The organism is Acidimicrobiales bacterium (assembly GCA_033344915.1).
Taxonomy (GTDB): Bacteria; Actinomycetota; Acidimicrobiia; order Acidimicrobiales; family Aldehydirespiratoraceae; genus JAJRXC01.
In genome coordinates this window covers 4,356,162-4,379,046 of record JAWPML010000001.1, presented here as the reverse complement: position 1 = coordinate 4,379,046, position 22,885 = coordinate 4,356,162, and the positions used below count along the sequence as shown (strand labels likewise).

Genomic DNA, 22,885 nt, shown 5'->3' with positions numbered 1-22,885 from the left:
GAGTGGCCCGTGCCCTGCGGAGGATCACGCCCCCATCGAGCCGACGAACCGATCGACCAGCTGATCGGCCAACGCGGCGGTGTCGACCTGGTTGCCGGTGAGCGCGGCGAGCACGAGGGGCCCCAGCAACTGGTATCCGACGAGCGTCGGGTCGAGCCCGGCCGGGATCACGCCCTCGTCGACCCCGAGTTCGAGCACGACCCGGATCGCCTCGGTCTTCTCGTCCTGATCCCGCTCGCTCAACTCACCGACCTCGGGGATCTGCTGCCGGAGCGCGAAGATCGCGGGGAGGATGCAGGCCTGGCGCGGATCGGCGAGCGACCCGGCGAGCTGGGCGACGAGCGCCCGGAGTGCGCCTTGGAAGCCGAGCTCGAGGTCGGGCACGTCGATCTCCGGGACGTTGGAGCGCAGCACGTCGGTGAGCAGCTCGGTGCGCGAGCTCCAGTGTCGGTAGAGGGTCGACTTGGCCACCCCGGACCGCTCGGCCACGGCATCGACGGTGACGCCGCGAGCCCCGGACTCGACGAGCAGCTCGGTCGCCGCGTCGAGGAGCTTCTCGCGGCTTCGCGCCACTCGGGGATCGGTTCCCGCTGCTGTGTCGGATGTCATGCGAATGACCCTTCCGCGTCCGGTAACACTACGATACCGTTTCGTTCTGTTATGACCACCCTCACCTCGATCCCCCCATCATCTCATCCCGCGACGCCCGAACCCGCCGTCGTGGCCGACAAGCGCCGCCAGCGCAACATCCTCCTCGCCACCTGCACCGCCCTCATGGCCGTCATGGCGTCCGTCTCCGGGCTGAACGTCGCCCAACAGGAACTCGCCATCGACCTGGGCGCGTCCCAGAACGCGATCCTGTGGATCATCAACGGCTACACGGTCGCGCTCGCCGCGCTACTGATGCCGGTCGGCGCCATCGGTGACCGCTGGGGCCGCAAGCACGTGCTCCTCGCGGGCCTCGCCGTGTTCGTCGTCGCCAGCCTCGCCGCCGGCCTGGCGACCACCACGGCCATGATGATCGCCGCTCGCGTCCTCGCCGGCGTCGGCGCGGCGATGATCATGCCCGTCACCTTGTCGGTGATCACCTCGAGCTTCGCCGACGAGGACCGGGCCCAGGCCATCGGGGTGTGGGCGGGCGTCGCCGGCTCGGGCGGCCTCGTCGGGCTCTTTGCCGCCTCCTTCATGGTCGACGTGCTCACCTGGCGCTGGCTCTTCGCCATCCCCGCCGTGCTCGTCCTCTACTCCGCGTACATGACGGTGCGTCACATCCCGAACTCGGTGGAGCACAGCGAGCACCCGTTCGACGTGGTCGGCTCGCTGTTCTCGATGCTCGCCATCGGCGGCCTCGTCCTCGGCATCCATGAGGGACCCGAACAGGGCTGGACCGCGCCGATCACCCTCGGGTCGATCGCCATCGGCATCATCGGATCCATCGCCTTCGTCGCTTGGGAACGCCGTCATGTCGATCCGCTGCTCGACGTCCGGGTCTTCCGCAACCGTGCGCTCTCCGGCGGGGCGGTGACGTTGATGGCGCTGTTCGCCGTGATGTTCGGCATCTTCCTCGTCCTCTTCCCCTTCATGCAGGCCGTGATCGGCTGGTCGGCACTGCGCTCCGCCGTCGCCCTCCTCCCGATGGCCTTCGTGATGATGCCCACCTCGGCCGTGCTCTCCCCCAAGGTCACCGATCGACTCGGTACCCGCAACGCGATGCTGCTCGGTGCGACGACCGCCGGGATCGGCCTCATGACGCTCGCCCTGCGAGCGTCGGTCGACGGCGGCTACGGGTCGATCCTTCCCGGGCTGCTCATCATCGGCCTCGGCATGGGCCTCACCATGACCCCGGCGACGGCGGCGATCACCGAGACCCTGCCCGAGGACAAACAGGGCGTGGCGTCCGCGCTCAACGACACCACCCGCGAGCTGGGCGGTGCGATCGGCGTGGCCCTCCTCGGCTCGATCCTCACCACCCGCTACGAATCGAGCATCGACCCCCACCTCGAGGGCATCCCCGAGCAGTTCGCCGAACCGGCCCGCGAGGGCATCGGGAGCGCCTTCGGCGTGGCGAGCACGACCCCTGAGTACGGTCCCGCGATCATCGAGGCCGCGAAGGACGCCTTCGTCGACGGCTGGGTCCAGTCGATGTGGATCGGGGTCGGCCTCGTGGCCGTCGCCATCGTGCATCTCGCCGTCAACGGTCCCCGACGGGCGGACGCCGTGGCGCCCGCGCCGGTGCTCGCCGACTGACACTTAGGGGTTGACCTAACCATCATCACCGCATATGGTTAGGTCCGTGCCTAACGATCGATCAGAGCCGCACCGGGTGTTCCAGGCCCTCGCCGACCCGACCCGCTGCCGCGTGATCGAGCGACTCGCCGCCGGCCCGACGTCGACGACGAGCCTGGCCGAGGAGTTCGACATGGCCCTGCCGTCGTTTCTCCAACACCTGCGCGTGCTGTCCGACGTCGGTTTGGTGACGTCGACGAAGAACGGGCGGGTCCGCACCTACGCCCTGGACCCCACGGGACTGGAGTTCGTCGCCGAATGGCTCGACGACAACCGCCTCCGGTGGGAGACACGGCTCGACCAACTCGACGAGCTGGTCATCCGACTCCACGAAGAGGAGAAGTAACCCACGTGAGCTTCACCCCCTACCCCGTCAACCCCGAACTCGACCTCGTGCTCGAGCGGGAGGTCGCCGTCCCGCCTGAGCTCGTCTGGCGAGCCTGGACCGAACCCGAGCTCCTCAAGCAGTTCTTCACGCCCCGGCCGTGGGAGACCCCCGACGCCGAGGTCGATCTCCGGCCGGGCGGCGTGTTCCGCACCGTGATGCGCTCACCGGAGGGCGACGAGTTCGACAACACCGGTTGCTATCTCGAGATCGTCCCCGGCGAGAAGCTCTCGTGGACCTCGGTGCTCGGCCCCGACTACCGGCCCCGACCGACCGCCGCCGGCGACGTGGCGATGACGGCGATCATCGAACTCGAGCCGACCGCGACGGGCGGTACCCGCTACCGGGCGGTCGCCGTCCACAACGACGTCGACTCCCGTGCCCAACACGAGGAGATGGGCTTTCACGACGGCTGGGGCACCGTGCTCGACCAGCTGGTCGAGCTGATGACGCACGCAACCTGAACCGATCAACGCGGGTGGCGACGGGCGCGAAGAACGACGTCGTCGACATGGTGGGCGGACGCGGCTCCGGGGGGCCGGGGTCGCGTCTCATGGACCTCGATCGTCCACGACGGGGAGCTGCGGACGACCGCTTCCACGTCCTCGACCCGCAGGTAGGCGTCAGGGTCGAAGACCCGGCTGACCGTGGTGGTGTCGACCGGGTGCCGCATCGGCGTGATGTCGTGGCTGACCACGAGCAGGGTGCCCCCGGGAGCGACGGCGTCGAGCAGGTTGTGCAGCCCACGATCGTCGGCCGTCCGGGGAATCGAGGCGTAGTGCGCGGAGACGAGGTCGAACCGGCGCGAGCCGTAGGCATCGATGGCGTTGGCGTCGGCGTGGAGACATTCGATCGGCAGACCGCGCCGGTCTGCCTCGGCCGCAACGACCGCGAGGGCGGTCGTCGAGATGTCTGACGCCGTGACCGTCCATCCCTGCTCGGCGAGCCAGATCGCGTCGCCGCCCTCACCTGAGCCGACGTCGAGGGCGGTCCCCGGCGCAACCCCGTCGAGCTCGGTGACGAGGGCCCCGTTGGGGTTGCCGCTCCAGAGACGATCGCCGGCATAGCGCCGGTCCCAGTCGACCTCGTTCGAGGACGGGCGCCCGTCGGCGGCGAGGTCCTCTTGCGCCAACGCGAACGCGACCATCGCACCGACCCGGGCGCCGGCGGCGGCCGCCTGGATGACCTGCTGGCTCGGGTCGGTCACGTTCCCGGCCGCCCAGACGCCCGGCACCGAGGTCGCGCCGAGCTCGTCGACCTCGACCGCCGTCCCGAGGCCGGATGGGTGAGGCGCAGCGGCGACACCCACGCGCTCGAACGGCGCGGTCGCCGCGGCGAAGCGAGGCCCGACCACGACCGCGTCAGCGTCGAGCACCTCGCCCGACGCGAGCTCGACCCCCGAGATCTCGCCCGTCGGGCCGGTGACGACCCGGGCGACCCACCGCTCCACGATCTCCACGCCGGCGGCGTCGAGGGCGTCGAGGTCGGCCCGGTCGATATCGGCCGGCTCGTGCACGACGACGGTCAAGCGGTCGGACAGCTGCCGGAAGAGCGGCGCGGAGTGGAGCCCCATCGGATGGGTCACGATCTGGACGATCCGGCGGTCGCGGACCTCGTAGCCGTGGCAGAACGGGCAGTGGATCACGCCCCGCCCCCACTGGTCGGCCACACCGTCGATGTCGGGGAGGACGTCGACGATGCCGGTCGCGATCACCACGTGTCGGGCCACGACCGAGTGGCCGCCGACCAGGTCGGCCCGAAAGCCGCGGTCGTGTCGGGTCAGCTCGACCACACGCCCGCTGAGCACCTCACCGCCATAGCTGCGGACCTCCTCACGGCCGACGCCGATGAGCTCCGACGGCGGCGTTGCGTCGCGCCCGAGGAAGCCGTGCATCGCCGCCGCGGGCGCGTTGCGGGGTTCACCGGCGTCGACGACCATCACCGATCGCCGCTGCCGGCCGAGCTGGAGGGCCGCGGCGAGTCCGGCGGCCGAACCACCGACGACGAGGACGTCGCCGTGGCGTTCGATGGAGTGCGGTGTGTGTTCGGACATGCCGACGACGGTACGGTGTTTCCCATGAACTGGATGGTGTCTTGCAGAATTCGCAAGCCTCGGCCGAGGAAAACTTGGCCATGACCGCCCGCCTCGAGGACATCGAGCATCTCGTGCGGAGCAGATTGCGCAGCCTCCGGACGTCGATGGGGCTGTCGCTCGACGCCCTGGCCGAGCGGACCAACCTCAGCGCGTCGACGATAAGCCGGGTGGAGACCGGCAACCGGACCATCAGCCTCGACATCTTGTTGCCGCTCGCCACCGCGTTGCAGATCGACCTCGACTCGCTCCTCGACCTCACCAACGACGAGGACGTCGTGATCCGCCCACAACCCAGCCGGTCCGGCGACCGCACCACCTGGATGTTGAGCCGCCCGACCGGTTCGACGGTTGCGCTCAAGCAGCGGTTGCAGCCGACGTCACGCCGACCGGAGCAGCGGGTCCATCCCGGCCACGATTGGTTCTTCGTGCTCGAGGGTCGGGTGCGCCTGTTGCTCGGCGACCGCGAGATCCTCGTCGAGCGGGGCGAAGCCGCCGAGTTCGCCACGATGACCCCCCACGCCTTCGCCGCGGTCGACGAGCCGGCCGAGGTCATCATGATCTTCGACCGCGACGGCCACCGCGCCCACACCCACGACGAGTCGGCCCCGTCCGAACCGGGGTGACGGCGGCCGACGCGGGCCGCTCAGGTGTCGCCGTCCACCGCGAACGCCGCTGCGTAGGCGAAAAGGCCCGGCTGGCCGCCCGTGTGCACGAAGACGACGTCGTCGTCCGCGGCTCCGGGGTCGGCGAGGAGCGCGGCGAACGCCTTGGCCGTGTAGACGGGGTCGAGCAACACGCCCTCGGCCCGGGCGAGGACGTCGATCGCCCCGTGTGACGCCGCGGTTTCGATGCCGTAGCCGTCGCCGAGGCCGGAGTCGTCGACGCGGAGCAGCTCCGGCGACGGCGGGTCGACACCGAGCAGCGCGGCGGTCTCGGTGACGAGATGGTCGACGACGCCGCTCGTGGTCGCCCCGTCGGCGTAGACGGCGACGGCACGTACCGGCGTGGGCATCCCCGCCAGGGCGAGGCCGAGCAGGAGACCCGCCGCAGTGCCGCCGGTCGACGCCGCGACCACCACCTCGGTCGGCACGACCCCCTCGGCGTGGAGCTGGTCCGCCAGTTCGCGGGCCGCAGCGACATAGCCGAGTGTGCCGGTGGCGTCGGACCCGCCCGGGCCGATCACCGCGAGCGCGGGGTCGCCGGCGAGCAGCTCGCCGCACCGGGTGAGCGCCGCGTCGTTGTCGGCCACGACGTGGACCGTCGCGCCGAGGACGTCGTCGAGCATCCGGTTGCCGGACCCGGTGTAGTGGGCGTCGTCGCGGTCCACCGCGGTCGTGAGGATCAGGTGGCACGGCAGACCGACCCGGTTGCAGGCCGCCGCGGCCTGGCGACAGTGGTTCGACTGGAGCGCACCGAACGTGACCACACCGGTCGCCTCGTCGGCGAGAGCCCGACCCAGTAGGAACTCGAGCTTGCGGGTCTTGTTGCCGCCGAACGCCAGACCGGAACAGTCGTCGCGCTTCAGCCAGACGCGGGGCCCACCCTGGATCGCCCGCAGCCGATCGGCGGGTTCGAGCGGCGTGGGCCAGTGGCCGAGCGTGACGCGCGGCTGCGCGTCGAGTGCGGTCATACCGGGCGATCGCCCTTGACCGTGACCCGCCGCATGTGGCGGCGCTGCCCGGCGTAGTCGTGGAGCGCGTAGTGCTGCACGCTGCGGTTGTCCCACATCACCAGCGTGCCCGGTTCCCATCGAACGCGACAGGTGAAGCGCTCGCGCACGGCGTGCTTCAGCAGGAACTCGAGGAGGTGGCGGGACTCGGCGCCGTGCATGCCGACGATGCCGGTCGTGAACGCGCCGTTCACGTAGAGCGCCTTGCGACCGGACTCCGGATGGGTCCGCACGACCGGATGCACGACCGTCTTGTAGGAGAGCTCGGAGTCCTTCGTCTCCATGCTCTTGCTGTACGTCGAGAGGCCACCCTCGCCGTACTGGGGGGCCGCGCTGTGCACCGCCTCGAGATCATCGAGGATGGCTCGCATCGTCTCGCTCAGCGCGTCGTAGGCGAGGTGCTGATTGGCGAAGAGGGTGTCGCCCCCGGTCTCCGGCACCTCGACCGCGTAGAGGATCGACCCGAGATCGGGCTCGTCGAGGAACGTCAGGTCGGTGTGCCACCCGCCGCCGAAGTTGCTGCGGTCGTCCGGCTCCGTGACGACGTCGAGGATCTCACCGTGCTGTTCGTTCATCTCCACGAACGGATGGGTGTCGAGCTCGCCGAAGTGGCGACCGAAGGCGACCTGGTCCTCCGGGGTGAGGTCCTGGTCGCGGAAGACCAGGACGTGGTGGTCGACGAACGCGTCGCGGATCGCGGCGACGGCGTCGGCATCGAGATCGCCGAGATCGATGCCGGTCACCTCGGCACCGAGTGCGCCGGAAATGGGCCGCAGGCGAAGGTCGCGCATCGCGCAGACCCTAATCTCCATGCCGATGTCCGATCTCACCGCACTCGTCCGGGGATTCACCGACCGCATCGCTGCGCTCGCCGCGGACGTGGTCGGTCCGCCGTTCCCCGACGCGCCGGGCGAGCAGATCGAGCACCTGCTCGAGCAGATGACGCGATTCGTGGAGTGGGAGGTCTTCCACGCCGACCCGACCCGTCCGGCCTTTCACCGCCACAACGATCTCGTCAGCCAGTGGGGCGGCCCCAACGCCGACAACGTGTACCGCCACGCCCGGATCAGCCCGCAGCACCGGTACCGCATCACCGGCCGTATGCACTCCTGCGATCAGTGGCTGCTCGCCATCCGCAAGGGGTTCATGCACAACGAGGTCTGGGGCACCGTCGCGACACTGACCGCCTCGGATCTGGGGATCGGGCCCGGCGACGACTTCGAGATCACGCTCGGGAGCGGCGGGACCGGCCCCGCCCATGTCGAGCTGCCCGACGGGGCGATCATGGTGTCGATCCGCGAGTACTACTACGACTGGTCCGCCGATGAGCCCGCCACGTTCGTGATCGAATGCCTGGACGATCCCGGTCCGGTGGCCGCTCCGATCGCGGACGACCTCGCCCCACTCCTGGACCGGGCGTTCATGCAGGTCGACGACTCCGTGCGGAACTGGAACCGCTATCTGATCGAGAACCGCGACGAGCGCGAACCCAACGTCTTCGCGAGCGGGCTCGAGGTCGCGAAAGGGCTCTCGGCCGCCCGCTACGCGTTCAACTTCTGGGACCTCGCCCCCGACGAGTCGATCTTCGTGGAGGCCGACGTGCCCCACGCCGACTACTGGGCGCTCCAGCTCTACCGCATGGGAACGTTCGAGCTCACCGACCCGTGGGACCGCGTCTGCTCCCGCAACCACCGCCAGACGACGGTCTCGGCCGACGGCCGCATCCGCCTCGTCGTCGGACCCACCGACGTCGGCGCGGCCAACTGGCTCGACACCGGAGGGCGCGCCACGGGCCTGTGCACGTTCCGCTGGTTCTGGCCCCACGACGACGTGGCCCCCGAGATCTCGACGCAGGTCGTACGGGCGACCGACCTCGACGCCGTCATGGGCGAGGCGACTCCCCGGATCGGCAGTGACGAGCGAGCGGCTGAGCTGGCGGCCCGGCGCCGCCATCTCGCCTGGCGCTTCCGCACCTGACCATGCACGCCGACAAGCTCCTCGACGAGGCGGGCGTGGCCCTCGACGCGGCGGCGGACGAACCGTTCCGGATCATCGTCGACGATCTGCGCGACCGGGCCCGGCTCACCGACGTCGGCGCGGACTTCACCCGCCGTTGGCTCCTCCGGCTCCTCCGGGGCCACGCCGACCTCCGTGACGTGGCGACCGCGGATCCCGGCGTCGTCGACGAAACGATCGAGGCGCCGGTGGTCGTCGCCGGCGCGCCGCGGACGGGTACGACCTACCTGCACGGGCTGCTCGCCCAGCTTCCCGGCGTCCGGGCACCGCAGGGCTGGGAGCTGCTCTCGCCGCTCCCACCTCCGACGGGCGACGAAGCCGACGACGATCCCCGGATCCGCGCGGCCGACGAGGAGTTGACCTTTCCGCAGCGGATCAGCGAGCCGATGCTCGCGATCCACCGCTACGCCGGTCGCATGCACAAGGAATGCCTGTCCGCGATGTCGTTCGCGTTCCGCAGCGAGGAGTTCATCAGCCGCTACGACCTTCCGAACTATGTCGACTGGCTCGCCGCCGCCGACATGACGACGGCGTACGACACCCATCGGCGCGTGCTCCAGGTCCTCCAGCGCCGGCAGCGCACCGGGCGGTGGGTCCTGAAGTCGCCGGTCCATCTCAACAATCTCCCGACGCTCATGGCCGTCTATCCCGACGCCCGCATCGTGATCACCCACCGCGAGCCCGCGGAGGTCCTCGGATCGGTCACCAGCCTCGTCGCCAACCTGCGGCGGGCGTTCAGCGACCGGGTCGACGAGGCCGCGACCGGGCGCTACCACCTGGAGCTCTACGGACGCACGCTCTCGTCGCTCGGCCCGTGGCTGGACGACGGCGTGGTGGCTCCCGACCGGGTCGTTCACGTCCGCCAGGCCGACCTGATCGCCGACCCGCAGGCGACCCTGGACGAGATCGCGGCGCGCTTCGGCCTCCCGACCGCGACCGTCGACGCCCGCCCCCCGGTCGAGACCGGCAGCCACGACTACACCCTCCAGGGCACCACCCCCACCGAGGTCACCCGCACCTTCGCCCCCTACCGCACCCGCTTCCTGTCGAGTTGAGACGGCGGGGTCAGAGTCCCGTCCCATCTTCTCGCGCCGAGGTGGGACGGGACTCTGACCCCGCCGTCCCCCGGCGTCTCATCCTTATTGGACGAGGGAGCCGCCGTCGCAGGTGATGACTTCGCCGACGGTGAAGGCGCCGGCGCGGGAGCTCAGGAAGATGGCGAGGCCGGCGATGTCCTCGGGGGTGCCGACCCGACCGCGGGGGTTGGTGCGGCCCACGGCATCCCAGTCCGTGCCCTCCACGTCGCCACCGGTGCCGACGCCGGTGCTCAACATCCACGTGGGGAACGGACCGGGCGCGATCGCGTTCACCAGGATGTTGCGGGGTGCGAGCTGCCCGCCGAGCTGGCGGGTGAGCGCATGCACGGCAGCCTTCGAGGGGCCGTAGGAGAACGTCTCGAACGTCGGTGTCTTGATGCCGTCGATCGAACCGATGTTGATGACCCGGGCCGGGTCGTCGGTGGTGGCGTTCGCCTCGAGCAACGGCAGCAACTGCTGGATCAGGAAGAACACGCCCTTCACGTTGGTGTCCATCACCTTGTCCCAGCCCTTCTCGGGGAACTCGGCGATCGGCGCCCCCCACGACACACCGGCGTTGTTCACGAGGATGTCGAGATGGTTCTCACGCTCACCGATCTGCTCGGCCAGCGCCGTCGCACCCTCGACCCCGGACAGGTCGGCGGGCAGCGAAATGCACTCCCCGCCGTACTCGGCCATCAGCCGCTCGGCGGTCGCATCACAGGCCTCGGCCTTGCGGGACGAGATGTACACCTTCGCCCCGTTGGCGAGATAGCCGGCCGCGATCATCTCGCCGATCCCCCGTGACCCGCCGGTCACGAGTGCGATCTTGCCGTCGACGGAGAAGAGGTCGTTGAGTTTCATGAGCGGAGCATCGCACGTCGGCCCTGCGGCCGCCCGATCAGGTCAGCCGGTCGCGTCGGCGGTGAAGACCCGGCTGCTGATGCGCCAGCCATCGGCGGTTCGCCGGAACTCGTCGGCGTAGCGACCGGTGACGATGACGGAGAAGGCGGGTTCCACCAGATACGCGCTCATGAAGGCGGCGGCGGTCGCCGTGTCGCCGTCGACGTCCACCACGATGTTGTTCGCCTGATGGCGCAGGGCGGGTAGCCCCGCGTGGGTCTCGGTTCCGAACGCCGCGATCGCGTCGTGACCGACCATGGGACCGCCGCCGGTGTCGAGCGATCCGTCCTCGGTGAAGCACCCGGCGAACATCTCGCCGTCGCCGGTGTCGATGCCGTGGCTGTAGCGGTCGTAGAGGGCGCGGATGTGGACAAGATCGTCGGCGGTGGTCATGGCCGAACCGTAGCGATCCCCGTTTCGTCCGAGCCAGCCGCGCGGACCTACGGTGCGCCGATGCGCCGCCGCCCGTGGTCGACCCTCGCCGTCGTGGTCATGGCGACGTTCCAGGTCGCCATGACGCTCTCCGTCGTCTTCGTCGTGTTCGTGGACCTCGACGACTACTTCCCCGACGCGAGCAACGCCCAACTCTCCTGGGCGATCAACGCCTTCTCGATCGTGCTCGCGTCGACCGTCGTACTCGGCTCCGCGATCGCCGACCGCTACGGACGCAAGCGGGTCGCGGTCACCGGCTCGCTGGTCTTCGCGCTCGGCTCCGTCATCGCCGGCACCGCGCCCGGGATCGCCGTCCTGATCCTCGGCCGCTGCGTGCAGGCGCTCGGCGCAGCCGCCTTCGGTCCGGCGTCGCTCGCCCTCGTGCTCGATGCGTTCCCGTTCGAACGCCGTGGCATCGCGATCGGGGTCTTCACGATGGGCGGCGCCTTCGCCGCCGGATCGGGCCCGGCGCTCGGCGGCGTGATCGTCGACAACCTCGGATGGCGGTGGGCGTTCCTCGTCGTGGTGCCGATCGGGGTCATCGCCGCCGCGATCGGCGCATCCGTCTGGGAGGAGAGCCGGGACGCCAAGACCCAACGCCTCCCCGATCCGCTCGGATCGCTGTTGATCCTCAGTGGCGTCGCCCTCGTCGTGCTCGCGGTCGTCCAGAGCAAGTCGTGGGGATGGGTCGACGGGCGAACGGCGCTGAGTGCGCTGGCCGGACTCGCCCTGGTCGGCGCCCTGCTCCGCCGGTCGGCTCGGCATCCGCGGCCCATCCTGGATCTCACGCTCTTCACGCACCCCACCTTTCGCGCCGGAAGCGCGTCGTTCCTCCTGTTCGCCATGAGCTTCTTCTCGATGACGTTCGCCGCGGTGCTCTATCTCACCGAGGTCTGGAACTACGAGCTCGATGCTGCTGGCCTGCTCGCCGCGCCCTTCTTCCTCGCCACCGGGGTCACGGGCCCGTTCGCCGGCCGGCTCGTCGATCGGTTCGGTCCCCGCCCGGTCGCGCTCACCGGCACCGTCGTGTGGGCGTCGGTCATCACCGTGCTGGCGATCACGATCGGCGAGGAACGCAACATCGGCGCATGGCTGGCCCTCCTCGTGACCGCCGGCGTCGGGTCCGGGCTGTACTGGGGGGCCGCGCCGACCCTGTCCGTCGAAGGTTTCGACGGTCCCCGATTCGCGGCCGCCGGTGGCATCAACCAGACACTGCAGAACGTCGGCTCCGCGTTCGCCATCGCGGTCGCCATCACCCTCCTGGGCGACAGCCCGTCCCGAGGCGATTTCACCCCCGTCTTCGTGGTCGTGGTCCTCGCCGGCGTCGTCACCGCGCTCGTCATCTCCACCGCGTCGAGCCGTCCATCGGCACCGTCGGTCCCGTCGCCCTGATCAGCCGTGGTTCAATGCCGCCATGGATCAGCTCCGCGATGCATGGGCCCGCCAGGAGACGGCGCACGGCTGCTGGGTCTCGCTGCCCGGTCCCCACACGACCGAGCTGGTCGCCCGCGCCGGGTTCGACTACGCGTGCGTGGACATGCAGCACGGCCTGGCGGACTATGCCGACGCCATCGCGATGCTCCAGGTGCTCGAGCTCGGGAACGCGACCCCGATCGTCCGGGTGCCGTGGAACGAGCCCGGCATCATCGGCCGCATGCTGGATGGCGGTGCGCTCGGCGTCATCGTCCCGATGGTGAACTCCGTCGCCGACGCCGAGGCCGCCGCCCACGCCTGCCGCTATCCGCCGCGGGGCGGCCGCAGCCACGGACCGATCCGGGCGGCCGCCCAGCACGGCCCCGACTATGTCCCGCGGGCCAACGATCGCGTGATCTGCATCCCGATGATCGAGACGATCGACGCCGTCGAACACCTCGACGGCATCCTCGCCGTCGACGGCGTCGACGCGATCTATGTCGGCCCGGCCGACCTCTCGCTCTCACTCGGGCTCGCGCCCGGGAACAACGACGACGTGCCCCGCTTCACCGAGACCATCGAGCACATCGCGGCGACGGCGGCTGCGGCCGGCGTGGTCCCGGGCATCCACGCGAACGCGTCCCTCGCGGCCCGACGCCGCGAGCAGGGGTACCGGATGGTCACCGTCGCCACCGACGCCGTCGCCCTGCGGACGACGCTGGCGCGCGAGCTACGCGATGCGGTCGAGGGCGGCGCGGTCGAGGGCGGCGCGGCCGACGGCGACGACGCCGTCTACTGACCATCGCTACCCTCGGGCCATGACCGAACCGCTCCTGTTCGAGAAGCGCGACGACGGGGTCGCGGTGATCTCCACCAACGACGATCCCCTCAACCGCATGACGCTGGAGTACGTCGACCGCCTCGGCGAGGTGGTGGAGGAGATCGCGGCGGACGACTCGATCCGAGCGTTCGTGATCACCGCGGAGGGCACGACCAACTTCTCGGTCGGCATGAACCTCAAGCAGCTGCCCGAGGGGGTCCAGCGGGCCGGCAGTGTCGACGCGTTCTTCGACCAACGGCTCGACCTGATCTCCCGCATCGAGACGATGGGCAAGCCCTCCGTTGCGACCCTGTTCGGCTACTGCCTCGGAGGCGGCCTCGAGCTGCCACTCGGCTGCACGTTCCGGCTCGCGGCCGAGGAGGGCGCGAAGATCGGGCTACCGGAGATGGATCTCGGATCGACGCCCGCCTGGGGCGGCTCGGCTCGGCTCACGAAGCTCATCGGCCGCACGAAGGCGCTCGACATGATCCTGCGGGCGAAGATGCTCACCGGTCCGGAGGCCCTCGAGCTCGGTGTGGTCAGCGAGGTCTGGCCGCTCGCGGAGTTGAAGGACCAGGCGATCGCGCTCGCCGCCGAACTTGCCCGCCAACCCCGCCTGTCGGTGAAGGGGATGCTCGACGCCCTCCACGACGCCGAGCACAAGACGCTCGACGAGCTGCTCGCCGGCGAACGGGCCGCCGTCCACCTCACGAACGGCACCGCCGACGCCCGCGAGGGAATGATGGCCTTCCTGGAGAAGCGCGACCCGGTGTTCAACCAGGATCCGCCGGCCTGAGCGCCCGCTCCGGCGGAGACGTCAGTCCTCGAACAGCTCCGGCGGGAATCCACCCTTGCTCACCGGGCTCCAACGCGTCGGTTCGATCATGATCGCCGACTTCCCCTGATCCTCCATCGCCTGGCGGTAGTCGTCCCAGTCGTCGTGCTCACCACTGATGCACCGGAAGTACGCGACGAGCGCGTCCGCCGCGGCCGGATCCGGCATGTCGAGCACGGTCGCCCGGCCGTCGACCTGGAGCCAGGCTCCCTGGAACCCGTCCCCCATCACGAGGACGGAGACGTCGGGGTTGCGGCGAGCGTTCTTCACCTTCGCCCGACTCGGGTAGCTGGCGATCGCCAGGCGCCCGTCCGCCGTGAGACCACCGGTGACGAGGCTCATCTGGGGGCGGCCATCGGTCCGCGTGGTGGCGAGCACCCACTGGTGCTTGCCGGCGAGATGGTCCCGCAGGCCGTCGCGGTCGATGCTCTCGTCGCTCGCCCGGTACCGGGCCCGCCGGTCGTCGGCCGGAATCTTCTTCACCGGATCGGGTTCTTGTAGGTGTCGAGATAGGTGATCTCGTGCACGGGCGGGCGGGCGGCCGCCTTGAAGTCCGTGCCCTTCGTGTAGGCGACGGGCAGGAGTCCGGCCTGCGTCATGTGCGGTGGGATGCCGAGCAGCTCTGCGGCTTCCTTCTCCAACCCGAGATGGATGGTCGTGAGGCAGGTGCCGAGCCCGCGGCTGCGCAGGGCCAGCTGGAAGCTCCACATCGCGGGAAGGATCGAGCCCATGAACCCGGCGGCCGATTGGGTGATCGACTCGGCGGGAAGCTCGTCGAGGCGGCCGATGATCAGCGGGATGACGTGCACGGGCACGTGCTCCAGGTTCGCCGCGAGGTAGGCCGCGGAGCTCATGACCCGTCCCATCTGGCCCTCGGTCTCCGTGTCGGCCGCCGCCGCGGCGAGATAGTCGCCTCCGGCCCGCCGGTACAGCTCGGCGAGCGCGGCCTTCTTCTCGGCGTCGCGGATCACCATCCACCGCCAGCCCTGTTTGTTCGAGCCGGTCGGGGCCTGCACCGCGAGCTGGAGGCACTCGAGGAGAACATCGTCGGGCACGTCGCGATCGAAGTCGAGGCGTTTGCGCACCGCGCGGGTGGTGGAGAGGAGCGCGTCGGTCTGGGCGTGGTCGAATTCCATGCCTCACTCTGACACGGCGGTCGAACCCGGGCTCGCGTCGACCTGACGCCCGCGAGTCGTCCGTGCTCAAATGCAGCATGGTTCGCAGACACTTCCTCGCCGTTGCCGTGGCCGTGGCCCTCATCGCCACCGCGTGCGGGGACACCGACGACCCGCCGACCGCCGAACCGGATCCTTCGGTCACGTCCACGACGACCTCGACCTCCACGACCCCGCCCACGACGGGCGTCATCGCCGATCGCCCGGCGTCGGGCACCTGTGACACCGCGGACGCGGCCGACTGCCTGCTCCCCTGGCCGAGCGACCGGTTCACGAGGATCGACGACACCACCGCGACCGGGCTCCGGGTCGACCTGCCGTCCAGCCCGGCGAACGCCGATGGCGTGCCCATCGACGTGACCGAGTGGAACCGCAACGACGGGTTCAGCCCCGCGGCGATCCCGATGGTGGTGATCCCGGACCTCGACCCCGCCGCATCGTCGCTGCCGCCGGTGACCGACATCGGCGCATCGCTCGACGACGACTCCACGCTCGTCCTCCTCGACGTCGACACCGGTGAGCGGGTGCCGGCGTGGGCCGAGCTCGACCAGGACGACCACGCGCCCGGGGAAGCGCCGGTCTTCATCGTCCCCGCGGTGGCGCTGACGGAGGGGCACCGCCACATCGTGGCGCTTCGCGATCTCGTCACGATCGACGGCGAGCCCGCCGCGGTCGCCGGCTACCTTGAGCAGCTGGCGGCCCCTGACACCATCACGGCGTCACTGATCGACGGACTGGCAGAGGCCGGATTCGACGCCGAGGACATGACAGTCGCCTGGACGTTCACCGTCGCCAGCGCCGACTCGCTGTCAGGTCGCCTCCGCCACATGTGGGCGGAGACCTCCGCGGAGATCGGCGACGGCGCGGTGCCCTTCGAGATCACCTCCACCGAGGCCAGCGGCTCCGGCATCGTCATCAACGGCACGTTCGAGACGCCGAACTATCTGACCGGAGACGGATCGACCGGCTCGGTCATGAACAACGACGGCGACCCGGACGGCATCCCCACCCGCAACGGCTCGCTCACCACCGAGTTCGTCTGCACCATGCCCGCCGCCGCATCGGCCGACAACCCGGCGCCGGTCGTCCTCTACGGCCACGGCCTGCTCGGATCCCGGGGTGAGGCGTTGGGCATCGGATCCGTCGGGGCGACGGCCGGCATCGGCTTCTGCGCCATCGACTGGATCGGGATGAGCACCGCCGACGTCGGCACGGTGATCGACGCACTCGGCGAACTCTCGGCCTTCCGAAGCCAACCGGACCGCATGCAGCAGGGCCACCTCGCCTGGCTGGTGCTCGGTCGCCTCCTGGCCGGTGAGGACGGCTTCGTCACCGACCCGGCGTTCCAGGACGCCACGGGGGGCGGAACGATCGCCCACGACCGGCTGTCGTTCCTCGGCGCCAGTCAGGGCGGCATCCTCGCCGGCGCCCCGTCGGCGCTGGCCAGCGACTGGACGCAGGTGATCCTGGCCGTGCCCGGCCTCGGCTACAACCTCCTGCTTCCCCGCAGCATCGACTTCGACGAGTTCTCGCCCCTCTTCGAGGGGAGCTACCCGGACCCCCTCGATCGCGGCCTCGCCCGGGAGATGATGGAGATGCTGTGGGACCGGGGCGAGAACGCCGGTTGGGCGCAGCACCTGACCACGGACCCCTACGACGGTGCGCCGGCGAAGAACGTGCTGATCCTGGCGGCCTTCGGCGACCACCAGGTGGCCAACGTGAGCACGGACAAGCTGGCCCGCACGCTCGGCATCGGCCGGGTCGCGCCGACGCTCGCCGACGGACGTTCGACCGACGTGGAGCCGTTCGTCCTCATCGATCCCATCGACTCGCTGCCCCACCAGGGCTCCGGCTATCTGATGTGGGACTTCGGCACCCCTGCGCCGCCGACGGACAACATCCCACCCCGCGCCGGCGAGGACCCGCACGGCAAGCTCGCCGACGTGCCCGCCGCCCTGGCCATCGTGGCCGCGTTCATCGAACCCGACGGCGCCATCATCGACGCCTGCGCCGGACAGCCCTGCCAGACCCTCGAGTGAGCACGGAGGATCAATGCCCCTCGATGTGACCCCGAGCGGACGCCCGCTCGGCGCGACGGTACGCGGTGTCGACCTGCGCGACCTCGACGACGACACCGTCGCCGAGATCCGGGTCGCGTGGCTCGAGCACAAGGTGCTCGCATTCCCCGACCAGCCCCTCAGCGACGACGATCTCGAGGCGTTCACGCTCCGGTTCGGGCCGTTCGGCCACGACCCGTTCTTCGAGTCGATCGACGGGCACGACCACATCGCCGCCATCGCCCGTGCCGCCGACGAGACCGCACCGATCTTCGCCGACAGCTGGCACACCGACTGGAGCTTCCAGGTCCATCCACCCGACGGCACCTGCCTGTTCGCGAAGGTCGTCCCGCCCGTCGGTGGTGACACGCTCTACGCGGACCAGCAGGCCGCGCTCGACGCGATGGCACCCGAACTCCGCCAGCGCATCGACGGTCGGATGGCCGTCCATTCCGCCCGCACCGCCTACTCCCCGGACGGGCTCTACGGCGACGCCGACGCCGGCGAGGAGCGGGCCATGCGGATCGTGATCAGCGACGAGGCTTACGAGACGCACGTCCACCCGCTGGTCCGGGTGCACGCCGAGACCGGCGCCGAGACGCTCTACTCCACGCTCGGCTACATCGTCGGGATCGAGGGAATGGACGACGACGACGCGATCGCCCTCCTGGGGGACCTCCACGCCTGGCAGACCCGCGAGGAGTTCCAGTACCGGCACCAGTGGGAGCCGGACATGCTCGTGATGTGGGACAACCGTTGCGTCCTGCACAAGGCGACCGGCGGCTACGACGGTCACGAGCGGCTCCTGCACCGCTCGACGATCGGCTACAACGCCGAACTCGCCGTCCACTGACGTCCAGTCGCACGAGGAGGGCCACATGGCCGACGCCACACCATCGCTGGACCGTGAGGACTTCGCCCGCCGGGGCGAGGCCATCGGGTACTACGCCGCGACGGCACCGGACATGCCAGCGGTGATCATCGACGACGAGGTGACCACCTACGCCACGCTCGATCGTCGTGCGAACCAGCTGGTCCGCGCCCTCGCCGAGCGCGGCGTCGGCCCGGGCTCGGCGGTGGCGATGATGGTGACCAACCGCGTGGAGTTCATCGAGGCGTGGGCCGCGGCCATGCGCGGAGGACTTCGACTCACGCCGATCAACTGGCACCTGACCGCCGAGGAAGCCGGCTACATCGTGGAGAACTGCGAGGCGAAGGCGTTCATCGGTGACGCCGCCGCGGAGGGATCCCATCGTGCCGCGGGCGACCATCTCGTCCGCCTCGCGACCGGCGGTCCGATCGCCGGGTTCGACGACTACCGCCGGGTCGTCGACGCCGCCGACGACGACCCCGTCGACGCCCATCTCGGCCGGCTCATGCTCTACACGTCCGGCACGACCGGCCATCCGAAAGGCGTCGCCAAGGCACCGGGGAACTCGCTCGCCGACCTGGTCAACGGGAACAATGTCGAGCCCGGCGACCGATGTCTGGTCACCGGACCGCTCTACCACGCGGCGCCACTCACCTTCGGACTGATCTTCTCGCTGCAGTGGGGCGGACCCGTCGTCGTGATGCCGACGTGGGACCCGGCCGAGGCGCTCCGCCTGATCGAGGAGCACAGTGTCACCCACGCCCATTTCGTCCCCACCATGTTCCACCGGCTCCTCGCCCTTCCCGAGGAGGTGCGGGCGAGCGCCGACGTCAGCTCACTGAAGGCCGTGCACCATGGCGCGGCGCCGTGTCCGGTGCATGTGAAGCACGCCATGATCGACTGGTTCGGGCCGGTGATCATCGAGTACTACGCCTCGACGGAGGGCGGTGGCAGCCGGGTCGACAGCGCGACATGGCTCACCCGCCCGGGCACGGTCGGTCAGCCACCGCCGGGCTCGGTGTCGATCGGCACCGAGGAGGGGGAGCCCCTTCCCACCGGCCAGATCGGCCTGATCTACATCCAGGCACCCGACGGCGCGTTCGCCTACCACGGCGACCCCGACAAGACCGCCTCGACGTTCCGCAAGGCCGGGTTCTTCACGCTCGGCGACCTCGGCTATCTGGACGACGATGGATTCCTGTTCCTGACGGACCGGTCGTCGAACCTGATCATCTCCGGCGGCGTGAACATCTACCCCGCCGAGATCGATGCCGTCCTCCTCACCCACCCCGCGGTCGGCGACGGTTCCGTGGTCGGCGTGCCCGACGACGAGTGGGGCGAGCGCGTGCTCGCGGTGGTCGAGCTCCGCGACGGCGTGGCCCCGAGCGACGGTCTGGCCGACGAGATCCGGGCGCACTGTCGGGAGCGCCTCGCCGCGTTCAAGGTGCCCCGTCGCGTCGAGTTCGTCGACGCGATTCCGCGCACGGATGCCGGCAAGATCAGCCGCCACCTGCTCCGCAAGCAGTTCCGCGAGCTGGACTGATCAGAACGGGTTGCCGACCGTCTCGATGTTGAGCTGACCGGCCAGACCGGCGGCGCGGTGCACGGCGGCCTCCTGCCACTCAGCGGACGAGGACATGTCGAACAGGTCGCGGCGGGTCGGGTACTTGGCGATCGCGATCTCGTCCCAGAGCTCCTCGACCTGCCCCAGCGCGAGGAAGGTCACGTCGCCGACGAAGGTGACCTCGCCGCCGTACTCCGTGATGAGCTGCGAGACGGCGCGGCCGTAGAGCTGGTAGGCCTCCCGTCCGGTCAGGTCCGTCTCGCGTCCGTCCTCGTACTCGGCCTTCTCCTTGAACTTCAGGAGGTTCACCATGAAGATCGGCCCGTCGGGGCCGGGCTCGAGCATCTGCTCCACGCGCTCGGCGCTCGCCGGCATGACTTCGTTCACGACTTCCATCGGGATCCCTCCTGGACGAGATCGCGACCGTAGCAAGGCCGCCGACGGCGAACTCAGTGGGCGCCGGCGCCCTCGTCGTCGGACCCGAACGGCAACGCCGCGACCACGGTCACGACGATGAGGCCCCACGCCAGTCCGACCACGGCCGAGATCCCCGTGTTCACCAGCCACTCGAGCACGCCCGACAACGAGCCGGTGTCGTGCACCGCGTGCTCGGCGTCGTGCACCAGGTCATAGGGCCAGTGCCAGCCGAGTTCATCGGCGCCCACGAGCAGGATGTGTCCGCCGACCCAGACCATCGCCGCGGTGCCGACGATCGACAGACCCGTCAGGAGCTTCGGCATGCCGGTCACCAGAGCTCGGCCGACCCGCTTCATCGCATCGGATCCCGACTGGACGAGCGAGAGGCCGACGTCGTCCATCTTCACGATCAGCGCAACGAGCCCGTAGACGACGATCGTGATGAACACCGCGACCACCGCGAGGATGATCGCCCGCTGCAGCAGCCCCTCGTCGATGACTTCCTTGAGCGAGATCACCATGATCTCCGCCGACAGGATGAAGTCGGTCCGGATCGCCCCCTTGGTCGTTGCCTCCTCCGCCTCCGGCCCGAGCACTGCGGCGGGCACGTCGTGGTCGTGGTCGTCGCCCTTGATCGCGTGGAGGATCTTGTGGCCGCCCTCGTAGCAGAGGAACGTGCCCCCGCCGAGCAGGATGATCTCGACCAGGGTCGGCGCGATCTCGCTGAGGAGCAGCGCGGCGGGGAGGATGAACAGGAGCTTGTTCCTGATCGATCCGGTGGCGATCCGCTTGATGATCGGCAGCTCGCGGTCCGCGGCGATGCCCTTCACGTACGTGGGCGTGACGGCGGTGTCGTCGACGACCACGCCGGCGGCCTTCATGCTCGCCCGCCCGGCGGCCGCGCCGACGTCATCGATCGAGGCCGCCGCGAGTTTCGCGAGCGCCGCAACGTCGTCGAGGAGCCCGACCAGTCCGCCTGCCATCGCTACCTACCCTCTCGGCGTGATCTCGACGGGGGTCGCCGGCCGGGCCGACAGGTCGAACGTCGTGATGTCGTTGAGGTTGACCATATCGACCAACGGGTGGGGCTCGACCGGATCGGCGGCGGGATCGATCCACACCCGCCACGCGGCCACCGCACCGTCCGGCGGCGTGTCGACGCACACCTGCGCCCGCGGGTTCACCGCTTGGGCCATGTGCTCGAAGCCGGGCCGGTCCGGTGTGGACGTGAGCAGCCCGAGCGGGCTGCGGGGATCGTCGTGGAGCGCCTCGCACTCCCCCAGCGCGACGAGGATCTCTCCGTCCTCGACCTCCACCCGGAACGCGGTGTAGTCGGGCACGTGGACCGGGTCGATCTGGATGATCTTCGCGATCGCCTCGATGTCGTCGCCGACGATCCCCATCGCGTCCCGGAGGCGAGTGACGAGACCGGGGGCGAACGCGGCGCGGTGCTGGGGCGCGGCATCGGCGAGGAAGTCGGCGCCCCAGTGCTGCTCGACCGTCCAGTACGCCGCGCGCATGAGGAGGTGCACGTCGAGGGCGTACTCCTTCGCCTGGCGGACCAGGAAGGCGTGGCCGAACTCCTCGAGCCGGAACCAGTCGAGCAGCGGACCCGAATAGTCGACGAGTCCGCCCGGCTCGTGTGACTCCCCGATCGCGAAGTCCATTGCGGCGGCGCGGGTCGTCTCCATGAACGCGAGGCTCGGGTTCGGTGGCGGCGCGCCGGCGGCCTCCTCGTCGACCCAGAGGCGCCAGCGACAATGGTGTCCGGTGAAGTCGTCGGGGCGGGGCGGACGGTAGACCGGCTCGCAACGCGCCCGCGGATTCGTCGCCGAGAAGGTGGCGTCGAACGTGCGGTCCTCCATGTCGTGACACATCAGCTTGACCGTGTCGTGGTCGTTGCCGGTCATGCGCACCAGGTGATCATGGGGCCCGCAGAACTCCGTGTAGAAGAACAGCTCGGTGTCGCTCACCACCTCGAAACGGAAGTCGAGGAAGTGATCCGGGCCGCCGATGTCGAACTGGACACCCTTCGCGATCGAGGACACCGTCTCCCCGGTCGCCCCGATGTTGGCGAGGTTCCGACGGGTGTAGATCGGGCTGGACCCCATCCACTCGCCGTCCGCCAGCGTGACGGTGCCCTCGGTGCCCCCCACGCCGGCGACGTGGGGCATGAGGGCGCGGTCGTGGAACATCGACAGCATCTGGTACTCGCGGCACAGCCGGGCGAGCCCGGCCCGCGAGAGCCGTTCGAGCGTCCAGTCCGGGTCGAACGGTGCCGAGCAGTCGGGGGCGACGGATCCAGGCATCGGCCCGGAAGCTAGCACCGCCGCGCACCGCCCTTGAGAAGGACGGGTGGCGTCAGCTCGACGCGGGCTCGAGCTCCTCGGCGGAGTTCGAGCTCGTCCGGATGTCGATGCTGCGTGCCGTGGCGTCCTCCTTCAACGGGAGCGCGAGCGTGAGCACCCCGTTCTCGAGGACGGCGTCGATGGAATCGATGTCGACCTCGTCGCCGAACTGGACATGGCGTCGGAAGGTGCCCTGCGGACGTTCGTTCACCAGCGTGTCGCTCTCGACGTCGTACCACCGGCGGGTGGTCTCGACCGTGATCGAGTTCTTCTCGGTGGTGAGCTCGATGTCGTCGCGCTCGACGCCGGGGGCGTCGAAGTAGACGAACACCGTGTCGTCCTTGCGGACCGCGTCCATGGCGAGCAGACCAGGGGTGCGCTCAGAGCGGTGAAGCTGGTCGAAGGGGTCGAATCGGAACAGCACGTGAATCACCCTTTCCAAGGCAGTTGCGGAAGGTGCTGTACTCGTGTCCGTACCCCGTGCGACCGAGTTCCAAACATCGGGATCCGACGACATGGTGGT

Annotated in this window: 24 protein-coding genes; 12 read left to right on the top strand and 12 right to left on the bottom strand. The window is 69.9% G+C overall.

What is annotated here, in order from left to right; genetic code table 11:
- Nucleotides 1–24: 24 nt before the first annotated feature.
- Entirely contained in the window at nt 25–609 is a 585-nt protein-coding gene (locus tag R8F63_21450; GenBank protein ID MDW3221181.1) for a TetR/AcrR family transcriptional regulator, read from the bottom strand.
- 51 nt (nt 610–660) lie between these two features.
- On the opposite strand from R8F63_21450, the gene R8F63_21445 reads away from it, so the two are divergent.
- From R8F63_21445 to R8F63_21435, 3 genes are read left to right on the top strand one after another with little or no spacing between them, the layout of a single operon-like run.
- Nucleotides 661–2,247, top strand: coding sequence for an MFS transporter (locus R8F63_21445; protein MDW3221180.1), 1,587 nt, complete (start codon nt 661–663; stop codon nt 2,245–2,247).
- 46 nt (nt 2,248–2,293) lie between these two features.
- Nucleotides 2,294–2,632, top strand: a complete 339-nt coding sequence (locus R8F63_21440; GenBank protein MDW3221179.1) for a metalloregulator ArsR/SmtB family transcription factor — start codon at nt 2,294–2,296, stop codon at nt 2,630–2,632.
- A 5-nt stretch (nt 2,633–2,637) separates the two neighbouring features.
- Nucleotides 2,638–3,135: an SRPBCC family protein gene (locus R8F63_21435; GenBank protein ID MDW3221178.1), complete on the top strand. Its 498-nt coding sequence runs from the start codon at nt 2,638–2,640 to the stop codon at nt 3,133–3,135.
- A gap of 5 nt (nt 3,136–3,140) precedes the next feature.
- On the opposite strand, the gene R8F63_21430 is transcribed toward R8F63_21435, so the two are convergent.
- Nucleotides 3,141–4,724, bottom strand: coding sequence for a bifunctional NAD(P)/FAD-dependent oxidoreductase/class I SAM-dependent methyltransferase (locus tag R8F63_21430; protein MDW3221177.1), 1,584 nt, complete (start codon nt 4,722–4,724; stop codon nt 3,141–3,143).
- An 80-nt stretch (nt 4,725–4,804) separates the two neighbouring features.
- On the opposite strand from R8F63_21430, the gene R8F63_21425 reads away from it, so the two are divergent.
- Nucleotides 4,805–5,389 (top strand): XRE family transcriptional regulator, encoded by a 585-nt coding sequence (locus tag R8F63_21425; GenBank protein MDW3221176.1) that lies wholly within the window; start codon nt 4,805–4,807, stop codon nt 5,387–5,389.
- 20 nt (nt 5,390–5,409) lie between these two features.
- On the opposite strand, the gene R8F63_21420 is transcribed toward R8F63_21425, so the two are convergent.
- Nucleotides 5,410–6,396 (bottom strand): pyridoxal-phosphate dependent enzyme, encoded by a 987-nt coding sequence (locus R8F63_21420; GenBank protein ID MDW3221175.1) that lies wholly within the window; start codon nt 6,394–6,396, stop codon nt 5,410–5,412.
- Nucleotides 6,393–7,226 (bottom strand): TauD/TfdA family dioxygenase, encoded by an 834-nt coding sequence (locus tag R8F63_21415; GenBank protein ID MDW3221174.1) that lies wholly within the window; start codon nt 7,224–7,226, stop codon nt 6,393–6,395. Before R8F63_21415 ends, R8F63_21420 begins: the two co-directional genes overlap by 4 nt.
- A gap of 19 nt (nt 7,227–7,245) precedes the next feature.
- Between R8F63_21415 and R8F63_21410 the strand changes: the two genes are divergently transcribed.
- Complete coding sequence (locus R8F63_21410; protein MDW3221173.1) at nt 7,246–8,412, top strand: DUF1214 domain-containing protein; 1,167 nt, start codon at nt 7,246–7,248, stop codon at nt 8,410–8,412.
- Between the two features lie 2 nt (nt 8,413–8,414).
- On the top strand, nt 8,415–9,506 hold the full coding sequence (locus tag R8F63_21405) for a sulfotransferase (protein MDW3221172.1): 1,092 nt from the start codon (nt 8,415–8,417) through the stop codon (nt 9,504–9,506).
- 84 nt (nt 9,507–9,590) lie between these two features.
- Here R8F63_21405 and R8F63_21400 read toward each other — a convergent pair whose 3' ends face one another.
- Nucleotides 9,591–10,391, bottom strand: a complete 801-nt coding sequence (locus R8F63_21400) for an SDR family oxidoreductase (GenBank protein ID MDW3221171.1) — start codon at nt 10,389–10,391, stop codon at nt 9,591–9,593.
- A gap of 42 nt (nt 10,392–10,433) precedes the next feature.
- Nucleotides 10,434–10,823, bottom strand: coding sequence for a nuclear transport factor 2 family protein (locus tag R8F63_21395; protein MDW3221170.1), 390 nt, complete (start codon nt 10,821–10,823; stop codon nt 10,434–10,436).
- Nucleotides 10,824–10,883: 60 nt separating this feature from the next.
- On the opposite strand from R8F63_21395, the gene R8F63_21390 reads away from it, so the two are divergent.
- Genes R8F63_21390 through R8F63_21380 form a run of 3 tightly spaced genes read left to right on the top strand, consistent with a single transcriptional unit; the run spans nt 10,884 to nt 13,891 of the window.
- Entirely contained in the window at nt 10,884–12,254 is a 1,371-nt protein-coding gene (locus R8F63_21390; GenBank protein MDW3221169.1) for an MFS transporter, read from the top strand.
- Between the two features lie 22 nt (nt 12,255–12,276).
- Complete coding sequence (locus R8F63_21385; protein MDW3221168.1) at nt 12,277–13,074, top strand: aldolase/citrate lyase family protein; 798 nt, start codon at nt 12,277–12,279, stop codon at nt 13,072–13,074.
- A 19-nt stretch (nt 13,075–13,093) separates the two neighbouring features.
- The gene (locus R8F63_21380) at nt 13,094–13,891 is read left to right on the top strand and encodes an enoyl-CoA hydratase/isomerase family protein (protein MDW3221167.1); all 798 of its coding nucleotides are present in this window, start codon (nt 13,094–13,096) and stop codon (nt 13,889–13,891) included.
- Nucleotides 13,892–13,912: 21 nt separating this feature from the next.
- On the opposite strand, the gene R8F63_21375 is transcribed toward R8F63_21380, so the two are convergent.
- Both R8F63_21375 and R8F63_21370 read right to left on the bottom strand, forming a co-directional pair.
- On the bottom strand, nt 13,913–14,413 hold the full coding sequence (locus tag R8F63_21375) for a PPOX class F420-dependent oxidoreductase (GenBank protein ID MDW3221166.1): 501 nt from the start codon (nt 14,411–14,413) through the stop codon (nt 13,913–13,915).
- Entirely contained in the window at nt 14,410–15,066 is a 657-nt protein-coding gene (locus R8F63_21370) for a nitroreductase family protein (GenBank protein ID MDW3221165.1), read from the bottom strand. The genes R8F63_21375 and R8F63_21370 overlap by 4 nt, the downstream gene beginning before the upstream one ends.
- Nucleotides 15,067–15,143: 77 nt before the next feature.
- Between R8F63_21370 and R8F63_21365 the strand changes: the two genes are divergently transcribed.
- The 3 genes from R8F63_21365 to R8F63_21355 are packed head-to-tail and all read left to right on the top strand — an operon-like array spanning nt 15,144 to nt 19,576.
- The gene (locus R8F63_21365; protein MDW3221164.1) at nt 15,144–17,144 is read left to right on the top strand and encodes a hypothetical protein; all 2,001 of its coding nucleotides are present in this window, start codon (nt 15,144–15,146) and stop codon (nt 17,142–17,144) included.
- 13 nt (nt 17,145–17,157) lie between these two features.
- Nucleotides 17,158–18,015, top strand: coding sequence for a TauD/TfdA family dioxygenase (locus R8F63_21360; GenBank protein ID MDW3221163.1), 858 nt, complete (start codon nt 17,158–17,160; stop codon nt 18,013–18,015).
- A gap of 25 nt (nt 18,016–18,040) precedes the next feature.
- The gene (locus R8F63_21355; GenBank protein ID MDW3221162.1) at nt 18,041–19,576 is read left to right on the top strand and encodes an AMP-binding protein; all 1,536 of its coding nucleotides are present in this window, start codon (nt 18,041–18,043) and stop codon (nt 19,574–19,576) included.
- Here the strand turns inward: R8F63_21355 and R8F63_21350 are convergent, their stop codons facing one another.
- Genes R8F63_21350 through R8F63_21335 form a run of 4 tightly spaced genes read right to left on the bottom strand, consistent with a single transcriptional unit; the run spans nt 19,577 to nt 22,786 of the window.
- Nucleotides 19,577–19,993: a DUF1330 domain-containing protein gene (locus R8F63_21350; protein MDW3221161.1), complete on the bottom strand. Its 417-nt coding sequence runs from the start codon at nt 19,991–19,993 to the stop codon at nt 19,577–19,579.
- 53 nt (nt 19,994–20,046) lie between these two features.
- Nucleotides 20,047–20,997 (bottom strand): DUF808 domain-containing protein, encoded by a 951-nt coding sequence (locus R8F63_21345; GenBank protein MDW3221160.1) that lies wholly within the window; start codon nt 20,995–20,997, stop codon nt 20,047–20,049.
- 6 nt (nt 20,998–21,003) lie between these two features.
- A complete protein-coding gene (locus R8F63_21340) occupies nt 21,004–22,323 on the bottom strand; it encodes a hypothetical protein (protein ID MDW3221159.1) in 1,320 nt (439 codons plus the stop codon).
- Between the two features lie 52 nt (nt 22,324–22,375).
- Nucleotides 22,376–22,786: an Hsp20/alpha crystallin family protein gene (locus tag R8F63_21335; protein MDW3221158.1), complete on the bottom strand. Its 411-nt coding sequence runs from the start codon at nt 22,784–22,786 to the stop codon at nt 22,376–22,378.
- Nucleotides 22,787–22,885 lie beyond the last annotated feature (99 nt).